This window comes from Buttiauxella warmboldiae (genome assembly GCF_003818135.1).
Lineage (GTDB): Bacteria > Pseudomonadota > Gammaproteobacteria > Enterobacterales > Enterobacteriaceae > Buttiauxella > Buttiauxella warmboldiae.
Genome location: NZ_RPOH01000064.1, coordinates 78,892 through 101,774 on the forward strand (window position 1 = coordinate 78,892; position 22,883 = coordinate 101,774).

Annotated in this window: 15 protein-coding genes and 1 pseudogene; 8 read left to right on the forward strand and 8 right to left on the reverse strand. The window is 53.2% G+C overall.

The annotated features are described in order from the left end of the window. Positions 1 to 28: 28 nt before the first annotated feature. Together EHN07_RS15030 and smpB are read right to left on the reverse strand one after the other, a co-directional pair. The gene (locus tag EHN07_RS15030) at positions 29 to 10,492 is read right to left on the reverse strand and encodes a BapA/Bap/LapF family large adhesin (protein WP_124024890.1); all 10,464 of its coding nucleotides are present in this window, start codon (positions 10,490 to 10,492) and stop codon (positions 29 to 31) included. Between the two features lie 720 nt (positions 10,493 to 11,212). Then, the gene (gene smpB / locus EHN07_RS15035) at positions 11,213 to 11,695 is read right to left on the reverse strand and encodes an SsrA-binding protein SmpB (protein WP_124024891.1); all 483 of its coding nucleotides are present in this window, start codon (positions 11,693 to 11,695) and stop codon (positions 11,213 to 11,215) included. A gap of 154 nt (positions 11,696 to 11,849) precedes the next feature. Between smpB and EHN07_RS15040 the strand changes: the two genes are divergently transcribed. Together EHN07_RS15040 and EHN07_RS15045 are read left to right on the forward strand one after the other, a co-directional pair. Continuing rightward, positions 11,850 to 12,287: a type II toxin-antitoxin system RatA family toxin gene (locus EHN07_RS15040; RefSeq protein ID WP_124024892.1), complete on the forward strand. Its 438-nt coding sequence runs from the start codon at positions 11,850 to 11,852 to the stop codon at positions 12,285 to 12,287. Further along, on the forward strand, positions 12,277 to 12,567 hold the full coding sequence (locus tag EHN07_RS15045) for an RnfH family protein (protein WP_124024893.1): 291 nt from the start codon (positions 12,277 to 12,279) through the stop codon (positions 12,565 to 12,567). The genes EHN07_RS15040 and EHN07_RS15045 overlap by 11 nt, the downstream gene beginning before the upstream one ends. 50 nt (positions 12,568 to 12,617) lie before the next feature. Here the strand turns inward: EHN07_RS15045 and bamE are convergent, their stop codons facing one another. The 3 genes from bamE to nadK form a co-directional block, all read right to left on the reverse strand. Further along, positions 12,618 to 12,959 carry an outer membrane protein assembly factor BamE gene (gene bamE, locus EHN07_RS15050; RefSeq protein ID WP_124024894.1) on the reverse strand — a complete coding sequence of 114 codons (342 nt, stop codon included), beginning with the start codon at positions 12,957 to 12,959 and terminating at the stop codon, positions 12,618 to 12,620. Between the two features lie 222 nt (positions 12,960 to 13,181). Then, positions 13,182 to 14,843: a DNA repair protein RecN gene (gene recN / locus EHN07_RS15055; protein ID WP_124024895.1), complete on the reverse strand. Its 1,662-nt coding sequence runs from the start codon at positions 14,841 to 14,843 to the stop codon at positions 13,182 to 13,184. Between the two features lie 86 nt (positions 14,844 to 14,929). Beyond that, positions 14,930 to 15,808 carry an NAD(+) kinase gene (gene nadK, locus EHN07_RS15060; RefSeq protein WP_124024896.1) on the reverse strand — a complete coding sequence of 293 codons (879 nt, stop codon included), beginning with the start codon at positions 15,806 to 15,808 and terminating at the stop codon, positions 14,930 to 14,932. Between the two features lie 130 nt (positions 15,809 to 15,938). Here nadK and grpE point away from each other — a divergent pair, with 130 nt between their 5' ends. Beyond that, a complete protein-coding gene (gene grpE, locus EHN07_RS15065) occupies positions 15,939 to 16,523 on the forward strand; it encodes a nucleotide exchange factor GrpE (RefSeq protein WP_124024897.1) in 585 nt (194 codons plus the stop codon). 53 nt (positions 16,524 to 16,576) lie between these two features. On the opposite strand, the gene EHN07_RS15070 is transcribed toward grpE, so the two are convergent. Both EHN07_RS15070 and EHN07_RS15075 read right to left on the reverse strand, forming a co-directional pair. Next, complete coding sequence (locus EHN07_RS15070) at positions 16,577 to 17,866, reverse strand: HlyC/CorC family transporter (protein ID WP_124024898.1); 1,290 nt, start codon at positions 17,864 to 17,866, stop codon at positions 16,577 to 16,579. A gap of 25 nt (positions 17,867 to 17,891) precedes the next feature. Then, on the reverse strand, positions 17,892 to 18,680 hold the full coding sequence (locus EHN07_RS15075) for a cytochrome C assembly family protein (protein WP_124024899.1): 789 nt from the start codon (positions 18,678 to 18,680) through the stop codon (positions 17,892 to 17,894). Between the two features lie 171 nt (positions 18,681 to 18,851). On the opposite strand from EHN07_RS15075, the gene ffh reads away from it, so the two are divergent. The 5 genes and pseudogenes from ffh (at position 18,852) to rplS (ending at position 22,347) form a co-directional block, all read left to right on the forward strand. Then, positions 18,852 to 20,213 carry a signal recognition particle protein gene (gene ffh / locus EHN07_RS15080; protein ID WP_124024900.1) on the forward strand — a complete coding sequence of 454 codons (1,362 nt, stop codon included), beginning with the start codon at positions 18,852 to 18,854 and terminating at the stop codon, positions 20,211 to 20,213. A 113-nt stretch (positions 20,214 to 20,326) separates the two neighbouring features. Beyond that, entirely contained in the window at positions 20,327 to 20,575 is a 249-nt protein-coding gene (gene rpsP / locus EHN07_RS15085; protein WP_064513208.1) for a 30S ribosomal protein S16, read from the forward strand. A gap of 18 nt (positions 20,576 to 20,593) precedes the next feature. Further along, positions 20,594 to 21,142, forward strand: coding sequence for a ribosome maturation factor RimM (gene rimM, locus EHN07_RS15090; protein WP_124024917.1), 549 nt, complete (start codon positions 20,594 to 20,596; stop codon positions 21,140 to 21,142). 45 nt (positions 21,143 to 21,187) lie between these two features. Beyond that, positions 21,188 to 21,956: pseudogene (gene trmD, locus EHN07_RS15095) on the forward strand (tRNA (guanosine(37)-N1)-methyltransferase TrmD). Between the two features lie 40 nt (positions 21,957 to 21,996). Next, positions 21,997 to 22,347 (forward strand): 50S ribosomal protein L19, encoded by a 351-nt coding sequence (rplS, locus tag EHN07_RS15100; protein ID WP_124024902.1) that lies wholly within the window; start codon positions 21,997 to 21,999, stop codon positions 22,345 to 22,347. A gap of 56 nt (positions 22,348 to 22,403) precedes the next feature. Here rplS and EHN07_RS15105 read toward each other — a convergent pair whose 3' ends face one another. Beyond that, positions 22,404 to 22,775 carry a DUF2799 domain-containing protein gene (locus EHN07_RS15105; protein ID WP_124024903.1) on the reverse strand — a complete coding sequence of 124 codons (372 nt, stop codon included), beginning with the start codon at positions 22,773 to 22,775 and terminating at the stop codon, positions 22,404 to 22,406. Between the last annotated feature and the right edge of the window lie 108 nt (positions 22,776 to 22,883).

Consider the following 22,883-nt stretch of genomic DNA (forward strand, 5'->3'; position numbering starts at 1 on the left):
CACCCGGGGTATTTGTTGATGATGTTATTCAGGTAATGATGTGGTTTTGCTGTAGCAGCTCTTCGAGCGTGGTGTTGACATTCTCCAGCGTGACGAGTGGGGCAGCTGTGTAGGCCAGGCCTGTGCCATCACGGTCGATGGAGATCACCGTGTTATTGCCACTGGTGGCGACATTGAGGTAGTTGGCGATATTGGAGCTAGCCGGGTTCCACCCGGTGAGCAGGTCGTGAATATCAATCTTGTCGCCTTGCGCCAGCGAGAAGTTTTTCCACGTATCTGCGCCATTGCCGCCAGTGGTACTGCTGGCGTTGAGCAAGTCATAAATCAGCGTGTCGCCATAGGCCGAGCCGGTAATCACATCCCGTTGTGCGGTACTGACAAACTGCGGATTCATATCAATGGTTAGCGTTGCGCTATCGGCGTGGCCTTTCTGGTCGTTCAGGGTGTAGGTGAATGTTTCTTTAGAGGTTATCGAAGCCGGGTTAATCCCGTTATTGAGCGTGTAGGTATAGGCCCCGTCGATAGCGATTTGCAGCTTGCCGTATTGACCCTGAATGGTTGCGGAGGCGCTGCTGTTAGTGAGCGGATCAAGCGTTGCGGTGCTGCCGTTAAAGCCGGTGAGGGTTAACAGCGTCTGGACGGTGCCTAACTGATCCATGGCTCCGGAGGCATCGGTGCCGTCATACAGGTTACCCTGAACCGTGCTGCCCGCGAGGGTTGAATAGCTGTCCAAATCGAGGGTGGTACCGGTGATGGACGGGGTGATAGTGATCCGCCCCGCAGCAAGTGGCCCCATATTGCCTGTGTAGCTCAGTGTGTAGCTGCCAGCCTGCAGGTCGGTGCCGCTCAAATTAATATTCGCCACGCCACCCAGTAAAAGTCCACTATTAAACGAGCCGGTTTTGACGATGCCTGTTGGGCCGCTCAACGTCCAGTTAACGGTTAATCCTCCCAGAGACAGGAGCGACGCGACGTTAAAACTTAGCACTGGATCGTGAAGCACAGTGTTGCTGTCGACCACAAATGTTCCACTGCCAGTGCCGGAGGTTGATGCAAGCAAAGCCGTATTCCATGATGCTGAACCAACGGTCGTGTCAGAGTAAGCCGCTGTGTTTTGCACGGTGCTGACCGCCATCAGCTTACTGGTGTCATCAATCGCATCGACGGTGCGCGGCGTGGCGGTGATGTTAAGGGATGCAGTGCCTGTATCACCATTTGGTGCGGTTACCGTATAAATGAAGCTGTCCGGCGTTTTGATGCTGTCTGCACCCTGGCCTGCATTCAATTTGTAGGTGTAGTTGCCGTTGGTATCAATGGTCAACACACCGTACTCACCATTAATAGTCGTCAGGCCAGTAGTAGCGACGGACACGCCGTTAACCTGGGTTACCTCGCTGCCAGCAGGAGCAATATCATCTTCGAGGATATTGCCCACCGTGGTGGCGCTGACAGTCTCCACCGCGTAGATATAGTCCTGCAAAATATTCAGCGTATAGCCCGTCAACACGGACACACCGCTGGCATTATTAAGCAGGAACAGGTACTCGCCGCCCGGCAGCGTTAAGGTTAATTGCGCGGAAGTCCCGCCGAGCAGCGGCGCGGTAAGCCAGGTTTTCTCCACCTTATATTGCTCGAACTGCTGGGTGATATCGTTGAACTTGTAGATATACAAGTCGAAGGTCGAAAGCAGCGCCACGCCGCCGACGCTGGCCTGTAACGTCATGGTGCGCGTCGAACCGTCATCAACCTCAAAGATTATGGGGTTGGACATGTTGGCGAGTAAATTCGCATCCAACACATTTCCCACGCCAATACTGAGTACGGATAACCCATTTTGCGATGAAGCTCCGTGGTTAACCGCTTCAACGTCTGTAGTGTAGGTTAGCGTTGCCGTGTTGTCGGTTGGTGTGACGGTGCTGGCTGGCGTGGGATTACCCAGCGTCACCACCAACTGTGCGGTATCGCTTACGCCATTGTGGGTGATGGTATAGCTGAAGTTCTCGGTTCGTCCGAGAACCGCCGACGAGGTGTTTGTCAGCGTATAGGTATAGCTGCCGTCCTGGTTGATACGCAAAGTGCCGTACTGCCCCTGAATCTCTACGCCGCCCGCGATGACAGGCGTACTGATACCCTGCGCGTTGGTGACCGAGGTCACCAACGTACCGGATGGCACAGTGTCCTGGGTGCCATTAGGGCCAATGTCAGTTATTACGTTCCCTGGGTGAGATGTTTCACCAGCAACTATACCAGGACTGACTTGCTCCACGGCTACGTCCAGGTTTGTGAGTGAACCGGTCGCCAGCAGGCTGGTGTTGTAACTCAGCACGCGATAAGTGCCCGGAGGGAGGTTATCGACTTTGAACGTAATACCGCTGGCTCCGATAGTTAACAGATTGGCAAATTGTGTCTGCGACGAGTCGTAAAGAGTGGTCCATACGCCTGAATCTAAACGTTGAACTGCAACTTCCAGTGAATTGAGCAGAGTCAACACTACGCCAGTCGCTGCGGCTTCAATAGTGATATTTCCGCTTCCCGGGCCGACGTCAAATTGGACCTGTGCGGTGTCATCGCCCAGTACGGAAGCCGTCTCGCCCAGCGCACCGACCAGCAGCACGCCGTAATCAGCGTATTGCTCGGTCGTAACGGTAGAGTTAGAGGTTAACGCAAGATTCACCACGTTGCTGTCAGCGGCCAGTGGCAGTACTGGCGCATTGATATTGAGCGAGGTAGAAGCGTTGCCCGCCGCGTCCGTTGCGTTCACCGACAGCGGCTGGCCTTCAATCTGGCGCACCGGCAGCGTGGCGGTGTAGTTCCCGCTGGAGTCTGCCGTAGCGTTAACGGTGCCGCCGCCCGGCAGAGTAATGGTCACGGTGCTGTTAGCTTCGGCGCTGCCGCTCACTGAACTACCGTCTGCACTCACCACCGCAGTCGGTACGGCTGGTGGCGTGATATCCACAATCACCGTTGCAGCGGTGGAGAAATTTCCCGTGCCGTTGGCATTGGTCGCGGTGGCGGTAAAGGCATGGGAACCTTCACCTAGCGCTCCCGGCGTATAGCTCCAGGCACCGCTGCCACTGGCGGTGACGGTTCCCATTAACACACCATTGTTAAACACATTAACGGTGGCCCCTGCATCGGCCGTGCCGTTGATGGTTGGCGTGACATCATTAGTGCTTTGCCCGTTAGCCACGTTCCCGGTTATGGCGGCGAAGTTATCCACCACGCTTGTGATTACAGGCACGCCCGGCAGCGCGGTATCAGGCGCGGTAAATCCGGTGGATGCCCCTGTATTGCCCGCTGCATCCTGAGCAAAGGCGAGCAGGGCTTGCGCGTTGGTTTGCGCCGGGGAAATGGCAACTGTAAATGCGCCTGTGCCGTCCGCCGTTGCCGTGCCAAGTACGGTTCCGCCGCTGGTGGTAATCGTCACCGTGCTGCCGGCTTCGGCAGTACCCGTCACGCTGGTCCCGGTTGCATTAACTGTCAGCCCGGTTGGCTGCGTTGGCGCAGTAACATCCACAACAATCGCCGCAGGCAGCGAAGCCACGCTGGTATTCCCCGCCAGATCGGTAGCGGTCACGGTGAAGGAATGCGTGCCTTCGGAAAGCTGCGCCGTTGGCGAATATGTCCAGATGCCACTGCCGTTGGCGGTGACCGTGGCGTACAGCACGCCATTGTTATAAATATTCACCGACGAGTTGGCTTCCGCCGTGCCGTTAAGCGTTGGTAGCCGATCGTTAGTGGCCTGGTTATTAGCAAGTGCAGCGTTGAATACGCCTCCGGCAGCATCATCAACAATCGAAGTAATAACCGGAGCATTCGGCGCGCTAGCATCAACCGTGATGGCAAATCCGTCAGTGGCTGCGCTGACGTTACCCGCCGCATCGGTTGCCGTGATCGTGAAGGTGTGCAGCCCCGTGCCCAGCGGTGTAGTCGGCGTGAATGACCAGTTGCCGCCAGCCGGAACCGTCAGGGTGCCAATTTGTGTTGCGCCGTCAAAGATGGCAAGCGTGGTGCCTGCTTCTGCGGTGCCGTTGAGCGTAGGGCGCGCGTCATTGGTGACTTGCCCATTGCTGAGCGAGATATTAAATACGCCGCCTGCTACATCATCCACAACTGACGTGAGCGCTGGCGCGATCGGCGTTCCGGTGTCGATGGTCAGCGTAAAGGAGCCGGAGACAGCCCCGACGTTACCCGCCGCATCCGCAGAGGTTGCCGTAAAGACGTGTTCGCCATCGGAGCGGGCTGGCGGCGTGTAACTCCAGGTGCCTGTCGGGCTGGCTGTGACCTCCGCAAGAAATACGCCATTGTCGGAAATACTCACTATCGAGTTGGCTTCCGCCGTACCGCTCAGCAATGGCTGATTGTCGTTGGTCGTTTGCCCGCTAACCAGCGCGCCGGTGGCCAGGCTGAAATCGTCAAATGCCTGAATGACGATTGGTGCGGTTGGGGCGGTGGTATCGACAACAATATTGAATGCGGGCGACGATGGGCTGACATTGCCCGCCGCATCGGTGGCAGTGACGGTTAATGCATGCCTGCCGTTACCCAGCGCAGCGTTTGCTGGCGGGGTGAAGTTCCAGACGCCACCCACTGCGGTGGTGGTGCCGATCAAGGTGCCGTTATCGTAAATATTGACCGTTGAACCAGCTTCTGCGGTGCCGCTCAGCGCCGGGCGAGCGTCGTCCGTCACCTGGTTGTTATCCAGATTGCCAACCGCTGAACCAATATCGTCAGCAATATTGGTAATCGCGGGTGCGGTGGGGGCTGCGATATCAACCACGACGTTAAAGCCTGCCGATGGCGCGCTGACGTTGCCCGTTGCGTCGGTCGCGGTAACAGTCAGGTTATGCGAGCCGGTAGTCAGCGGATCGGTTGGCGTAAAGCTCCAGGTTCCACCCGCACCCACTGTGGTGGTGCCAAGCACCTGGCTGCCGTCAGAAACGGTAATGGTGGAGCCGATTTCACCGGAGCCGGTAATTACAGGGCGCGTTTCGTTGGTTGGCAGCCCGCTGATGATTGGCCCGATACTGGGCGCGGTGTTGTCGGTTACGCTAACAATAAGCGGTGCGGTTGGTGCCACCGAGTCGATGACGACCGAGAATATCCCGGATGGATTGCTGACGTTTCCGGCCGCGTCCGTAGCGGTGACGGTCAGATTGTGGTTGCCCTGGCCGAGGGGGGAGGTCGGATCCAGTGACCACTCTCCTGCACCATTTGCGGCCGTAGTGCCAATAATGGTATTGCCATCTCTTAGGATAATAATGGCGTTGGCTTCGCTGGTGCCGCTTAACGTTGGCAGAGTGTCTTTTGTCGATTGCCCGCTGGTTAACGGCAAATCTGTGCCAGTCGTTTGATCATCAACCACCAACGCGATCGCCGGAAGTATCGGTGCCGTTGTGTCTATGACTGCGTTAAAGGTGGTCGCCGGGCTAACGTTCCCCGCCGCGTCGGTGCTGGTGAGCGTCAGCGGATGGCTGCCTTCGGTGAGCATCTGTTTTGGTGTCCATGTCCAATTCCCGGTTCCATCGACAGGAATTGTCGCAACCACCTTACCGTTGTCGCTAATAATAAGCGTGGTATTGGGTTCAACGGTTCCGCTAAAGGTTGGCGTGGTGTCGTTGGTTGGCTGCCCGGAGACGATTGCGCCAGGTGTGGTACCGTCGTCCGTTACGGTAGTAATGACTGGCGCAAGCGGCACGGTGGTATCGATATTGACCGAGAATCCGGCAGACGGCGCACTGACGTTTCCGGCGGCGTCGGTCGAGGTGACGGTTATTGGATGCAGGCCGTTACCCAAATCACCCGTAGGCGTAAAGGTCCAGGTGCCGTTGGTTCCTACTACGGCGTTGCCGATTGGCGTTATGCCATCCAGAATGGCGATCGTCGAACCTGCTTCGCCAGTACCGGTAAAGGTTGGGCGCGGATCGTTAGTGGCTTGCCCGCTGGAGATATCCTCTGGTCCAGGAGTGACATCATCGGTGACGGCGGTGATTGTTGGTGTGGTTGGTGCGATATTGTCGACGGTGATGCTAAATGCCGGTGACTTACCGCTATCAACATTGGTTCCATTGATATTGACGGTCTGGCTAACGGCAAAGTTATGGGGACCCTGGCTCAGGGCCGTTGTGAACTGGTAGGTCCAGTTGCCGCTGCCATCCGCTGTGACAGACGTGAACAGAGCACCATCCAGGTAAATATCGACTCTGGCATTAACTACCGCACCCGATCCTCTCAGCGTTGGCATGGTGTCGTTGGTACTTTGCCCATTGCCAACGTTTACGAGGTTTGGAAGCACATCGTCTGTAACCTGATCAATAGTCGGTGGGTGAGGGATGCCGGAATCGGTGGCAGTAATATCCACTTCAATACTCTGGTTGCCTGCCAGATCCTGAGCAATCGCGGTTAATGCTTCCCCTGCGGTCTGTGCCGGCGAGATGGTGACGGTAAACGCACCGCCAGGCCCGTTGGCTATTCCTCTGCCTATTTCAGCCCCATCTGCACCACGGATAATTACCGTACTGCCTGCTTCAGCCGTCCCGCTGATTAATGTCCCCGTATCTTCCAGCGGCGTTGTGATAGTCGGCGCGGGTGGCGGAGCAGTATCTACCGTAATCAAAATTGGTGCGGATGGCCCAACTGAGTTACCTGCCGGATCGGTTGCGCCAATCGTCAGCGAATGCCCGTTTTCGGCTAGTTCAGGCAGCGTAATGCTCCAGGTGCCATTCGCGCCAACGGTTGTCGTCGCAATTGGCGTGGTTCCGCCGTTGTCATAAATATTAATCGTGCTGCCAACGGTGCCTGTGCCATTGAAGGTAGGTGTTTTGTCGTCGGTAACGCTTCCGCTGGGGAGCGGCGTTTGAATGACGCCAACGTTGTCGAGGATTTCCGTCACCACCGGAGCCGTAAGCGGTGTGTTATCAACGCTCAGCGTAAAGTTTGCCGACGGGCTGCCGACGTTACCCGCCGGGTCGGTTGCGGTGGCGGTAATGTTCAGCGTGCCGTTCGGTAATGCTGCGGTTGGCGTAATTGTCCATACTCCGCCAGCGACGACAGCAGTGCCAAGCACCGTGGTGCCGTTGTACAGCGTGATGGTATCGCCGTTGACTCCGGTGCCGTGGAAGACGGGAATATTGTCATCGGTAACCTTACCGCTCTGTAATGCGGCAGTCACCGTGCCGATATTATCGTCAGCAAAATCAATGGTTGGTGCATTTGGCGCTTCGGTATCCAGCGTGAAGCCGATGGCACCGGATTCCAGGCTTGTATTCCCTGCGGCATCGGTTTCGGTCACGGTAATGGAATGGTTCGGCGTGGTAAGTGGCGTTTGCGGCGTAAAGCTCCAGCTGCCATCGGCTCTGACAGTCGTCGTGCCAAGTGGCGTGCCGTTATCGAGGATGGTGATGGTATCACCCGCCGTTCCTCCGCTGCCGGAGAAGGTTGGCGTGGTGTCGTTGGTGCTGCCGCCGTTGAGGATTGTGCCCAGTCCTGGAGTTTGATCGTCAGTCACCACGGGAATGCCCGGTGTGGCAGGGTCTATAGAATCGACGGTCAGCGTAAAACCAGCAGACGGCAGGCCGACGTTACCGACGGCATCAGTCGCCACGGCGGTAAGCGAGTGCAAACCTTCACCTAACGCGGTGGTTGGGGTAAACGTCCAGTTGCCGCCAGCCGGAACGGTAATCGTGCCAATGGGTGTGGTGCCGCCATTGTCGTAAATATTGATGGTCGCCCCAACTTCTCCGCTGCCTGAAAGCGTTGGCGTGCCGTTTTGCGTGCTGCCGCCGCTGGTGAGTGTTACGGTGGCTCCGCCCACGTTCCCCAGCGCGTTGATAATCGACGGCGCTGGCGGCGGGGTAGTGTCTATCGTCACCGTAAATGTGGCGTCCGGGCTGGCATTGCCTGCCGCATCGGTGGCAACCGCCCGCAGCGTGTGCGCCCCTTCGGCCAGAGGCTGGGCTGGGGTAATACTCCATTGCTCATTGTTACCGACGACAAATGACCCGATAGCCGTCGCGCCGTCGTACAGCGTGATGGTCGCGCCTTCCGGCCCGGTGCCGTTGAATTGCGGACGGGTATCATCGGTGGAGGAATTATTGCCAAAATCGCTGGTGATACTGCCGGCATCGTCATTCGCATTGCCAAAAGCTGGGGCAACCGGCGCGCTGGTATCCACCGTAATCACATATTCGGCAGACGGCAGAGTGACGTTCCCGGCGGCATCGGAGGCGGTGACGGTGAAGCGGTGTTCGCCTTCGGTGAGTTCTGTCGCCAGCGTGTAGCTCCAGGTGCCGGATGAATCGACGGTGAATGTTGTCAGCTCTGTCGCGCCGTCAAGAGTCAGTGTGACCGTTGAGCCAGGCTCGCCTGTTCCGCTGAGGGTCGGGGAAATGTCGTTGGTAGCACCGTTATTCGGGATTGGGCCGGTAAGGGGGCTGACATCATCGCTCACCAGGGTAATCGCTGGAGCCAGCGGGGCGATGGAATCTACGTTGAGCGTAAATGACGCGGCAGGACTGGTGTTGTTATCGTCATCGGTCGCGGTGACCGTTAGATTATGCAGCCCTTGTCCCAGAGCCGTCGTCGGCGTGAAGTTCCAGTTGCCGTCCGGGTCGGCGGTGACGGTGCCGATTGGCGTAGTCCCGCCGTTATCATAGATGTTTATTGTTGAGCCAGCTTCAGCGGTGCCACGCAGCGTCGGTTTATCGTCGTTGGTGGTATCGCCACTGTTCAGATTTTCGGTGGATGTTGCGATATCGTCAACCACCACGCTGATAACCGGAAGCGCTGGTGCAGTGGAGTCCGGCGCATCGATCGGTGCTGCCGGGCTGGTGTTCCCGGTTTTATCTGTTGCGGTGATTTCCAGCGTTTCGCCGTTGGTTTGCGGTGGTGAAATTGTCACGCTAAAGCTGCCGTCATCTCCGGCTTTCCCGTCGCCAAGAAGGTTGCCGTCGCTGTCGCGGACTGTGACAGTACTTCCTGGTTCAGCCTTACCGCTAACAATCGTTCCTTCATCGTTAACTGCCAATTCTGTTGGCGCAAGAGGAACGGTGTTGTCCCGGGCGAGCACGCCGGTATTCGGGCTTTTGTTGCCCGCCGCATCACTGGCATTCACCAGCAGTGCTTCACCGTTGGTTTGTGCTGTTAGCAGCGGGGTGACATCAAATGCGCCGTTGATATCCGCCGTTCCGGTTCCCAGAATTGCACCGTTGCCGTCGGTAACGGTGATAATGCTGCCCGCTTCTGCGAAACCGGTGACATGCAGGCCATCGGTGGAAACTTGCAGGCCGGTTGGCGCACTCGGAGTAATGGTATCAACGATGAAATTAAACTCATCTGACGGCTCGCTGACGTTACCAGCGGTATCTTTGGCCGTTATGGTGAAAGTATGTGAGCCATCCTCCAGATTTGAGGTTGGGGTAAATACCCAGTATCCATACGAGGTAACCGTCGCTGTTCCGATTGATATTTCATTGTCGAAGATAGTGACGATCGCACCTGCTTTCCCTGTGCCGCTCAGCTCTGGTCGGGCATCATTGGTTTCCTTACCTTTGCTCAGATTCCCTATTTCTGGGGTGACATCATCAAAAATCTGCGTGACTGAAAATGGTAGGTCAGCAGTGCTGGCAGGGAAGCCAGTTTCTGGACTTTGGTTTCCTGCTTCATCCACCGCAACAGCAGTGAGTAATCCACCCATAGTCTGTGAGGGGGATATTGTGACGGCAAAAGTGCCGGTAGTTGTATCAGCCGTCCCTCTGCCAATTTCATTCCCATCAGCATCCCTTATAATCACGGTACTTCCTGCTTCTGCAGTACCTGTCACAGTTGTGCCGTCTAACGAAGTATTTAGATTGATTGGAGCCGTAGGCGGTGTTGTGTCAGTTGGCGGTGCAGGTGGATTGCTCCCCCCTGGTTCACCACCGCTATTCGAATCATCGTCTCCATCGTCTCCACCGCTGCTCGAATCATCATCTCCGTCGTTACCACCGCTGTTTGAATCATCACCACCACCGTTATTCGAATCTCCATCTCCACCGGTGCCACCACTATTTGAATTATTCTCATCACCACCACCACCACCGCCGCCTGCTGCCAGGGCGATTCCGCCTGCAGCGGCAACGCCCCCTAAAACCCAGGGCCAGATAGCGCCAGCTTCAGACTGTGTCTCCGTTGCGATCGCCAGCTCTTCAATATTGGCAATAGATTCAAAATGGAAAGCGCCGGAGGTGTCTTGTACCCACCATAACGCACCTTCGCTATCTTCAAGCACCAGTTGATTACCGCTCTGCCCGGCTAAAGTGTAGAAATTTTTTACGTTAATGACTTCGCCATCGCGCAGAGTAATCACCATATCCTGACTGGAACGCGTAATACTGACGATATCGGTGCGTTCAGCTTTCAGCCGCACAATCGAAGGGGCACTTAGAGTAATTTCAGAGGATTCAACATTATTTGTTACGCCAGTCAGTTTTGACACAATTGATATTGAACTCATTGTTATTACTCCATTCAAGGTGGGCGCCGGAGGCTTTAGCACATCAGTATTTTTTCGAAAGAAAGTATTAAATAAACCCATCAATAAATTTTAAGCGAGGGCAGCCGGCGTCAAGATTTTGACGACAAACAATAATGGTTAAGTTTGGTTTTTTACCGGAGCATCAATTAAATAAATGAAAACTTCATGCTTTCTTATCATTTCTATTCAGGGGTAATGAAGATATAGCCAGGAAAGGATGAATGTGCAACTTAAGTGGGAGGAAACTAAGACTTTAGTATGAGTTATCAGATTTGTTACTTGAGCGGAAGTGGTATAAATGCATGTGACGCTATCATCAATAAAAGTAAGTTGGTTGTCTTTAACTCATTGAAGTTAAGGTATAAAACTAATTTTTTGGTGGTGACAGCTATACCGTAATTATAATACTTAACTAAAAATTATTCTTATAATTAGTATGGGTATTGGCGAAGGGGGGCACTATCAATGATAAAAGTTCTCATTGCTGAGGTGAATAAGGAAATTAATCTTAAAAAATATATATTTTTTATAAGTATGTATTGGTAGCGTGTTTTTAATAAAAGAGAAGGGTATTTGTTTGCGCACGGTTATTATTAGAAAACATATATTACTATATGAATGTTAATAAAATATACCGGTGAGTATTGAGCACTGGCCCATGTGAAGACCAGTGCGAAATTGGCAGCTTATAAAGCTGGTTTATCGACCTGCGTGTTTCATTATGCGCGCTTTATCTAGCGCCCATTCTTTGTCTTTCAGATCGGTACGCTTATCGTGCTGTTTCTTCCCTTTCGCAACGCCAATTTTCACTTTGCACCAGGCGTTCTTCCAGTACATCGATAGCGCAACCACGGTATAGCCGTCACGGTTGATTCGTCCGTAAAGATTATCCAGCTCCCGTTGGTTAAGCAGCAGCTTACGGGTACGCGTTGGGTCGCAAACCACATGGCTTGAAGCCACATTTAGCGGGGTAAAGTTGGCACCAAACAGGAACGCTTCGCCATCTTTCAAAATGACGTAGCTATCACCGATGTTTGCCTTCCCGGCGCGCAGAGATTTTACTTCCCAGCCTTGCAGCACGAGCCCTGCTTCATACTCATCTTCGATAAAGTATTCATGGCGGGCGCGTTTGTTTTGCGCAATGGTGGCTGAACCTGGTTTATGTGCTTTTTTCTTTGTCATAGTGCTGCTCAGTATAAGTCATCCAGGAGTTCAAATACACCCCGCTTCGCTGCGAGGATGAGGGCATATCTTAGCACGGCTCCAGGCTAAGAGTTTTTCTTTGCATGATGATAAATGTTATTATTTACCCGTTTTGTGACTCTCAGGAAATGCTATGCCTCAGATTACCCGTACTGCGCTAGTGCCATACAGCGCGGAGCAGATGTATCAATTAGTGAACGATGTGAAATCCTACCCCGATTTTTTACCGGGTTGTACCGGCAGCCGGGTGCTTGACGCCTCGTCAGAACAGATGACGGCGGCGGTAGATGTTTCTAAGGCAGGGATCAGCAAAACCTTCACAACGCGCAATACGCTAACCAGCAATCAGAGCATTTTGATGCATCTTGTGGATGGGCCTTTTAAGTCCCTGATAGGGGGCTGGAAATTTACCCCGCTGAGTGCTGAAGCATGCCGCATTGAGTTCCAGCTTGATTTTGAATTTACCAATAAACTGATCGAACTGGCGTTTGGCCGTATCTTCAGGGAGCTTGCGGGTAACATGGTTCAGGCGTTTACCGTGCGTGCCAAAGAGGTTTACAGTGGCGCCTGAAATTAAGGTTGAGGTGGCGTATGCGCTGCCTGAGAAACAGTATTTGCTCAAAGTGGTGCTGGAGCAGGGCAGTACCGTTGAACAGGCGATTGCCGCATCAGGTATCCTCGAGTTGCGTACCGATATTGACCTGGCGAAGAATAAGATTGGCATTTTTAGCCGCCCGGTAAAGCTGAGCGATAGCGTTAATGAGGGGGATCGGGTAGAGATTTATCGGCCGCTGATTGCCGATCCGAAAGAGTTAAGGCGCCAGAGAGCAGAAAAAACAGCGCAGAAGTAGTTAACAAATCGCCAGAAAAAAGGTGCCTGTTGCGGCACCTTTTTTGTAGGTTATTGTTTTTCCAGCTTCGGCTTATTATCGATATGGGTCAACACACCGCTGCTGTTAAAGGTCAGCGTCAGCGTTTGCTGAGTGACGTTTTCATGCCCTGGCTGCTGGCGGAAGACATAGAACCAGGTACTGGTGCCGAATGGATCGGCCATCATTGGCGTACCCAGCGCATAGGCAACTTGCTGTTGAGTCATGCCGGTACGGATCTTAGACACATCATTTTGTGTCAGATAGTTACCCTGGTTAATGTCGGGGCGGTAAACCACGCGCTCCAGAGTGGAACAGCCTGCGGTCAGCATAAGAAGAACCGCTGCGGCGGCAGTCAGCGTTTTACAGCGCATAGTGATTTGATTCCTTTTCGGGCCCGAGCAGCACATGGCTCATTTATAATATGCCGATGATAATAAACCTTTACGCAGTTTAAAACATTAAGGCGCTTAACTCTGACCCCGGTACGGCAAAAAAGTTGGCTTAAAAGCTGCTCAATTAACAATATGCCAGCCGGTTGTTCTTTTTTTGAACGATTGTGTTTTGCGGTGCATAAGGCACATCAATAATAGCGTTTAAGCGGCCAGCAGCTCTTTGGCGTTGGCAAGCGTGTTACGGGTGACTTCGCTTCCGCCAAGTAAGCGTGCCAGCTCTTGCAGGCGTGAGCGTTTATCCAACGGCTGCATATGTGTTTCTGTCATTTCACCGTCGGTCTCTTTACTGACGAAGAAGTGATGATGACCGCAGCCTGCGACCTGCGGCAGGTGCGTTACGCACATCACCTGAGTCGACTCACCTAGCTGGCGCAGTAATTTGCCTACCACTGCGGCAGTTGGGCCGCTGATCCCAACATCCACTTCATCAAAGATTAACGCGGGGGTTTCCATCTTGCGTGCGGTAATCACCTGAATGGCAAGAGCAATACGCGAAAGCTCGCCCCCGGATGCTACTTTCGCCAGCGGCTGTAATGGCTGGCCTGGGTTGGTGGTTACGCGGAAATCAATACGGTCAGCGCCTTCAGCAGTGAGGTGGTTTTCGTTAAACTCTACGTCAATCGCCAGTTTTCCGTGAGGCATGGAGAGTGAGTGCATACTTTGGGTAATCAAGCCGCAAAGCTCAGCGGCATAGTGTGTACGGCGCTGATGCAATTCACGCGCAATACTAAGCGCTTGCTGATGATGGAGGGTTACCGCCTGCATCAGTTCGTCCTGAGAGCTGGCCCGATCGTCAAGCTGATGCAACTCTGCCAGCAATTGCTGATGAAACGCCGGTAACTCTTCAGGGGAAATGTGGTGCTTGCGCGCCAGTGAGATCTGCCTGGCGATACGCTGTTCCAGCTCATACAGCCGGTTTGGGTCGAGATCCAGGCGGTCGCAGTAATGGCGCAATTCATCGCTGGCTTCTGAGATTTGAATATTGGCTTCTTCCAGCATATTCAATACGCCGGAAAGTTTTCCATCCATGCCTACCAGCTCTTCCAGCAGATGGCGCACGCTATATAACTGGCTTTGCAGATTGCTCTCTTCGCCATCGGCGAGAATAGCCAGCGCCTGCTGGCTGGTGGAGATCAGCTGCCCGCTGTTCGCCAGCCGTTTGTACTCTTCATCAATTTGCTCAAACTCGCCCGCCACCGGGGCAAATTCATTGAGCTCTTTTAATTGGTAATTTAGCAGTTCAGTGCGCGCCGCATGTTCCTGAGCAAGCTGCTGGTGCTGTGCAAGAGTCCGACAGCTTTGGTGCCACTCGCGATAGCTTTCTGCCATTTGTTGCAGCAAAGCAGGCTCGCCCGCATAGCCATCGAGCAGGTTTTTTTGATGTTCAGGTTTTAACAGGAGCTGGTGTGCATGCTGGCCATGGATTTGAATCAGCATCTGGCCGAGATCGCGCAGTTGCGAAAGGGGAACCGCGGTTCCGTTAATAAAGCCGCGCGAGCGGCCATCGCTGCTGATGACCCGGCGCAACAAGCATTCGCGGCCATCATCAAGCTGATTTTCTTCCAGCCAGCGCAGGGCCGCCGGGGTATCTTTCAGCGAAAAGCGGGCGCACAGGTCGGCGCGGTTAGCCCCCCTGCGTACCATGTCTGCTTCCGCTCGGCCGCCCAGACACAACCCAAGGGCATCAATCGCAATAGATTTACCGGCACCCGTTTCACCGGTAATGGCGGTCATGCCGTGGTGAAAATCAATTTCCAGTTCACGAACGATAGCGAAGTTACTGATGGTGAGTTGTGCCAGCATAATAGCTTTCCTGTATGAAAAGACATGACTGTGTTTTCATACAGTATAAACTGGTTTTATATACAGTAAAAGGCCTGGGTCACTTTTTAGAACAATTTTTTCGACCAGCCGAGCTTTGAACTCAATGTGTTGAAATAACTGTAATCTTTGGGGTGAATCAGATTGAGATGGTAGTCGCAGCGGCGAATCAATACGTCTTCGCCTTCCTGAATCGGCAGGGCAATCTGGCTGTCGCAGCTGATTTCCAGGTCGCTACTCATATGCGAAAAACGCAGGCGAATAGTGCTGCTGCTGTTGATCACCAGCGGGCGAGCCGAAAGCGTGTGCGGGAACATCGGCACCAGCGTAATGGCATCCAGCGACGGGGTCAGAATGGGCCCGCCTGCCGAAAGAGAATAGGCAGTTGAACCGGTTGGCGTCGAAATGATGAGCCCGTCGGAGCGCTGCGAGAAAGCGAAGATCTCATCGATATAGACTTCGAATTCAATCATATGCGCAACTTTCCCGGGGTGCAGAACCACTTCGTTGATGGCGGTACTCAGGCGTGTTGGCGTCTCTTGCCGACAAACCTGGGCTTCGAGCAAGAAGCGGCGCTCGGCGATGTAGTGCCCTTCGAGAACATCAGCCAGCTGCTGTTGGGCATTGTCCGGATCAAGGTCGGTAAGAAAACCGAGGTTGCCACGGTTAATGCCGATGACTTTAATATCATAGCGGGCAAGCACGCGGGCCGCCCCCAGCATATTGCCGTCACCGCCAACCACCACCGCGAGATCGGCCTGCTGGCCAATTTCCGCCAGCGTGCCGGTTTTCACCTTTTTCAGGTTAAGTTCCTGGGCAATTTGCGACTCGACGATGACGTCGTAGCCTTTGGTGCATAACCAGCGATACAGCATTTCATGCGTGGTGAGGGCGGTAGGATGACGAGGATGCCCGACAATACCAATGCAGTTGAAATGTTTGTTCATTATGCTGAAGATCCTTATGCGCAGATATGCCGTCTTATTATGACAATATGTCACGTTCCCTTGAATCCCGGAAACCGATCCCCATAATAAGCGAACCAGCGAGATGAATGCTAAAAACGCGGAGAAATTCATGAGTAGTAAAGATCAAAAAACACCAGACGAGCAAGTCTCGGACGAAATTGCAATGGAAAGCCACGAAGAAGTCGAGGCCGTAGAGGGTGCCGAAGTGGTTGATCCGCGCGATGAACAAATTGCCGATTTAACAGCGCAACTGGAAGAAGTTCAGCAGCGCGAGCGTGACCTGGTGTTACGCAGCAAAGCGGAGATGGAAAACCTGCGTCGCCGTACCGAACTCGATATGGAGAAAGCGCACAAGTTCGCGCTGGACAAATTTGTCAACGAGCTGCTGCCGGTTATCGACAGCCTGGACCGCGCTCTGGAAGTGGCAGACAAGTCCAATGCCGATTTAGCCGCGATGATTGAAGGCATTGAGTTAACTCAGAAATCAATGCTGGATGTGATGCGTAAATTTGGCGTGGAAGCGATCGGCGATACCAATGTGCCGTTCAACCCGGACGTGCATCAGGCGATTGCGATGGTCGAATCTGAAGATGTGGCACCTAACCATGTGCTGATGGTGATGCAGAAGGGCTATACCCTGAACGGCCGCACGCTGCGCGCAGCAATGGTTTCTGTGGCAAAAGCAAAAGCGTAATTAGCCCGATTACGTTAGGTAAAAGCCAGCCCGTAGCGGCTGGCTTTTTGTCACTATTTCTCTTCAACACTCTGGCGAAGCGGTGTCACCGGCGTGACGCGCACTTGCTTAATCATATTGTCCTGCACGTCAAGGATATCAATATCGTAGCGGCTTAAGCGCACGCGTGTATCGATAGCCGGGATCTCCTGCAGCTCTTCAAGCAGCATGCCATTTACGGTACGAGCCTCGTCTTCGGGCAGCGTCCAGTTGAAGGCTTTGTTGATTTCACGAACGTTGGCGCTGCCTTCAATAATCACGGAGCCATCGTTTTGCGGCGTGACTTCCTCAGCCAGCGTTGGCGACATGGAGGTAGTGAAATCACCGACAATCTCTTCAAGAATATCTTCCACGGTGACCAGCCCCTGAATATCACCGTACTCGTCAACCACCAGACCGGCTTTCTTTTTATTACGCTGAAATTTAACCAACTGCACGCTGAGCGGCGTTCCTTCCGGCACGAAGTAAATCTCGTCAGAGGCACGCAGCAGCGTCTCTTTGGTGAACTCCTGCTTTTCGGTCATCAAACGGTAGGCTTCACGCACGCGTAGCATGCTGATGGCGTCATCCAGCGTGTCGCGGTACAGCACGATACGTCCGTGGGGGGAGTGTGTCAGCTGGCGCACGATGGATTTCCAGTCATCGTTAATATCGATCCCGACAATTTCATTGCGCGGCACCATGATATCGTCGACGCTGATTTTTTCCAGATCCAGCACGGAAAGCAGCATGTCCTGGTTGCGGCGGGAAATCTTCGAATGCGATTCATGTACCAGGGTCCGCAACTCCTCTTTACTGAGTGCGCCACTGATAACGTTATCGGTTTTTATACCGAGCATGCGCATCAACATGCGAGTGATAAGGTTAAGAAGCCAAACCAGCGGCATCATCAGGATTTGTAACGGGCCGAGTAGCAAGCTGCTTGGGAAGGCCACTTTTTCCGGGTACAGCGCAGCAATGGTTTTTGGCAGCACTTCGGCAAAAACCAGCACCACAAAAGTGAGGATACCTGTTGCAATAGCCACGCCCGCATCGCCGTACAAACGCATACCGATGATGGTGCTGATGGCGGAGGCGAGAATATTGACCAGGTTATTGCCAATTAATACCAGACTAATCAGGCGGTCTGGTTTACGAAGAAGTTTTTCAACCCGTTTCGCGGCGCGATTGCCCTGCTTGGCGAGGTGGCGCAGCTTATAACGGTTAAGCGTCATCATGCCGGTTTCAGAGCCGGAGAAGTACGCTGAAACTACTACCATGACGATCAGCGTGACGATCAGCGTAGTAGTTGAGATCTGTTCCAAAAGGTTTTCCTTTAAAAATGCAACGTTAGCCGACGAATTGTTGCAAAACGCGGCTGCCAAAATAGGCAAGTGTCAGAATTGTGGCACCCGCGACGTTAAACCACACTACACGGCGGCCTCGCCACCCCTCATGATAATGTCCCCAAAGCAAAACGATGTAGACAAACCACGCGAGGATCGACAATACCGCCTTATCGACGTTTTCCAGGCTGAAAAGATTTTTCAGGTAAAACAGGCCGGTGCAAAGGGTTAACGTCAGCAGGACCACGCCGACCTGGGTGATATGAAACATTTTGCGCTCAATGCTCATCAACGGCGGCATTTCGGCACGGAAAGCGAGTTTTTTATTTTTGAGCTGGTAGTCAATCCAGGCCAGCTGCAGCGCGTAAAGTGCCGCAATAATCAGCGTGGCGTAGGCAAAGAGTGACAAACCGATATGCACCATCATCCCCGGTGTGGTTTCAAGATGGGTGATGAACTCATTGGGCATAAAGGTGGCCAGCGCCAGATTAATTAGCGCGAAAGCGTAAACAATGGGCAACAGCAGCCAGCCTCGATTGCGTGAGGCGACGATGGTCATCACGCTGCATATCATCAGGCTGACTAGCGAGCCGACGTTAAGCAGGCTGAGGTTCTGACCGCCATCAGCGGCAAAGATACGCTCCTCAAGCGCGACACCGTGGCTCACCAGCGCGATAACGGCCGATATAATAGCGAAACGGCGCCATCCGCTGTTTTTGGTCAGCAGCGCGGGGATAATCAGCGCAAGGCTGCTGGAATAGGCTACAAGCGCAAGGAGTGCGAAAACAGGCATATAAAGTGTCGGTCAGTTAGCCAGAGAAGAAAAAAAGCAGTATAACGTTACCTGCCGCCTGCTCCAACTCTAACCGTTGCATCACACCGAAGGCGGCTTCATGTTATAATCCGCCAAATTCTGTTTGTGTCGCAAGCTGCGGCCCTAAGTTACCACGTTAGGCAAAAGACCATGTTTGATAATTTAACTGACCGTCTGTCGCGCACGCTGCGCAATATCAGCGGCCGCGGGCGGCTGACTGAAGAGAACGTAAAAGAAACCCTACGCGAAGTGCGCATGGCGTTGCTGGAAGCGGACGTTGCGCTGCCGGTCGTGCGTGACTTTATCAGCCGTGTGAAAGAAAAAGCGGTTGGCCATGAAGTGAACAAAAGCCTGACGCCGGGTCAGGAGTTCGTCAAAATCGTGCGCGCCGAACTGGTTGCGGCGATGGGCGAAGAGAATGCCAGCCTGAATCTTGCTGCACAGCCACCAGCCGTGGTGCTGATGGCGGGCCTGCAAGGTGCGGGTAAAACTACAAGCGTAGGTAAGTTAGGTAAATTCCTGCGTGAGAAACACAAGAAGAAAGTGCTGGTGGTCTCTGCCGACGTTTATCGCCCGGCGGCGATCAAACAGCTGGAAACGCTGGCGGAACAAGTCGGTGTTGATTTCTTCCCGTCTGATGTCGGTCAAAAACCGGTCGATATCGTTAACGCGGCGCTGAAAGAAGCGAAGCTGAAATTCTTTGATGTGCTGCTGGTGGATACCGCCGGTCGTTTGCACGTTGATGAAGCGATGATGGACGAAATCAAACAGGTTCATGCTGCGATTAACCCAGTTGAAACCTTGTTTGTGGTCGATGCCATGACCGGCCAGGATGCGGCAAATACCGCAAAAGCCTTTAACGAAGCGTTACCGCTAACCGGCGTTGTGCTGACGAAAGTCGATGGTGATGCCCGTGGTGGTGCCGCGCTGTCTATTCGCCATATCACCGGCAAGCCGATTAAGTTCCTCGGTGTGGGCGAAAAAACTGAAGCGCTGGAGCCATTCCACCCGGATCGTATCGCCTCACGTATTCTGGGGATGGGCGATGTTCTCTCGCTTATCGAAGATATTGAGAGCAAAGTTGACCGCGCTCAGGCGGAAAAGCTTGCCAGCAAGCTGAAGAAGGGCGACGGGTTTGATCTCAACGACTTCCTTGAGCAGCTTAAACAAATGAAAAACATGGGCGGCATGGCGAGCATGATGAGCAAATTGCCGGGTATGGGGCAATTGCCGGATAACGTTAAGTCGCAAATGGATGACAAAGTTCTGGTGCGTATGGAGGCGATTATTAACTCCATGACGCTCAAAGAGCGTGCGCAGCCAGAGATTATCAAAGGTTCACGTAAACGTCGTATCGCGACGGGTGCGGGTATGCAGGTGCAGGATGTCAACCGTCTGCTCAAGCAGTTCGACGACATGCAGCGCATGATGAAGAAGATGAAGAAAGGCGGAATGGCGAAAATGATGCGCGGCATGAAAGGTATGATGCCGCCAGGTTTCCCAGGCCGTTAAGCTCATTTAGATTGCATTTTGCGACGAAATGAGTAAAATTTTCGGGCTTTTAATATGACACCGGGCTCCCTCCCTCGATGGGGCCCGGTGTTTTATTCACTAAAGAGGATGTTATGGTAACTATTCGTTTAGCACGTCACGGCGCGAAAAAGCGTCCGTTCTACCAGGTTGTTGTTACTGACAGCCGTAATGCACGTAACGGTCGCTTCATCGAGCGCGTTGGTTTCTTCAACCCTATCGCTGGTGAAAAAGACGAGGCAACTCGCCTGGATCTGGATCGTATCGAGCATTGGGTTGGCTTAGGCGCAACCGTTTCTGATCGCGTATCTGCGCTGATCAAAGCAGCAAAAAAAGCAGCTTAATCTGTCACGGTGGTCATGATGAGCAATCAACTCGCTGCAAAGGCTCCTGTTAACCCAATCGTATTGGGCAAGATGGGTTCCTGCTATGGGATTCGTGGTTGGCTCAGAGTGTTTTCCTCCACCGAAGACGCCGATAGCATTTTTGACTATCAGCCCTGGTTTATCCAGAAGGCGGGTCAGTGGCAGCAAGTACAGCTGGAAAGCTGGAAGCACCACGGTCAGGATCTGATCATCAAGCTGCAAGGCGTTGACGATCGGGATGCGGCGAATCTCCTCACCAATTGCGAAATTGTGGTTGATTCTACGCAATTGCCAGGTCTCGAAGAGGGCGACTATTACTGGAAAGACCTTATGGGTTGCCAGGTTGTCACCACTGAGGGATATCAGCTCGGTAAAGTCATCGATATGATGGAAACCGGCTCCAATGACGTTCTGGTCATTAAGGCAAACCTGAAGGATGCGTTCGGCATCAAGGAGCGGCTGGTTCCGTTCCTCGATGGGCAGGTTATCAAGAAAGTCGATCTCGCTACTCAAACCATTGAAGTAGATTGGGATCCTGGTTTTTAAAACCTCCGGATTAACGGTAAAAGACGGCGTAATGGAGATTGGCTTGTGTTCATTGGTGTAGTTAGCCTGTTTCCAGAGATGTTTCGCGCAATTACCGACTTCGGGGTAACTGGCCGGGCAGTAAAAAATGGCCTGCTGAGCATCCAGAGCTGGAGTCCACGCGACTTCGCTTATGACCGGCACCGTACCGTGGACGAAAGGCCTTACGGTGGCGGACCGGGGATGCTTATGATGGTCAATCCTTTACGGGAAGCCATCCACGCAGCGAAAGCGGCGGCAGGGGAAGGTGCTAAGGTTATCTATCTGTCACCTCAGGGACGCAAGCTTGATCAACAAGGCGTCAGTGAACTGGCAACAAATGAGAAGTTAATTCTGGTTTGTGGCCGTTACGAAGGGATAGATGAGCGCGTGATCCAAACCGAAATTGATGAAGAATGGTCAATCGGTGATTACGTTCTCAGCGGTGGTGAGTTGCCAGCAATGGTCTTGATTGACTCAGTTTCACGGTTTATTCCGGGAGTGCTGGGGCATCAGTCATCAGCAAGCGAAGATTCGTTTGCCGATGGATTGCTCGACTGCCCACACTATACTCGCCCTGAAGTGTTAGCAGGCATGGAGGTTCCGCCAGTTTTACTGTCGGGTAACCATGCTGAGATTCGCCGTTGGCGCCTGAAACAGTCGTTGGGCCGCACCTGGCTTAGAAGACCTGAACTTCTGGAAAACCTGGCTCTGACTGAAGAGCAAGCAAGGTTGCTGGCGGAGTTCCAACGGGAACACGCAAATACAGCAACATAAACATGATGGGATGGCGTAAGCCCCCGATTATCAGTTTACCCAGGATAAGAGACAAAATTATGAGCAACATTATCAAGCAAATTGAACAAGAACAGATGAAACAGGATGTACCTTCATTCCGTCCGGGTGATTCCGTGGAAGTGAAAGTATGGGTCGTTGAAGGTTCTAAAAAACGTCTGCAGGCATTTGAGGGCGTGGTTATCGCAATCCGTAACCGCGGTCTGCACTCTGCATTCACTGTTCGTAAAATTTCCAACGGCGAAGGTGTTGAGCGTGTATTCCAGACTCACTCCCCGGTAATCGACAGCATTACCGTTAAACGTCGTGGTGCCGTTCGTAAAGCTAAACTGTACTACCTGCGTGAGCGTACTGGTAAGTCTGCTCGTATCAAAGAGCGTCTGGGCAAGTAAGATTCGCTAGCGCGACATCCATATAAAGGGCTGCCATCCGGCAGCCCTTTTTTTGTCTAACGCAGAAACGAGCGCTGAAATTCTTCGTGATTTCCTTTCTCCCACTGAGTGCGACGCTTGCTAACATCAGGCAGCGTTTCACAGCTGGCGGGAAATGATTTACCGCTTTGCCCGAGTAGCAGTAGCAATTGCGGGTCGCAAATCCGCTGCTGGCCTTCTGCATATCCCTTTAGCCACTCTTCACGATCCACATTCTCATCGTTATGCATATGTGCAATGACAAGGTTGCTTCTTATGGGGTGCCCGGACATCGCATCATTCCAGCCCGCCTGATACCAGTCGGTGGGGGCCGCTGCTGGAGCATGTGTATAGGGATCAACATAACAGGCGCAGAGCAAGAGTAGCGGTAGAAGGGCTACATAACGCATGACCAGGATACCTGTTGCAAAGTGTATGCTTTGAGCATAGAGCCCTTATGGTCATGTATCAGGCTATTTTTTGGAACGCATGTTTACGTAAAAACAGGCCTGGTTATG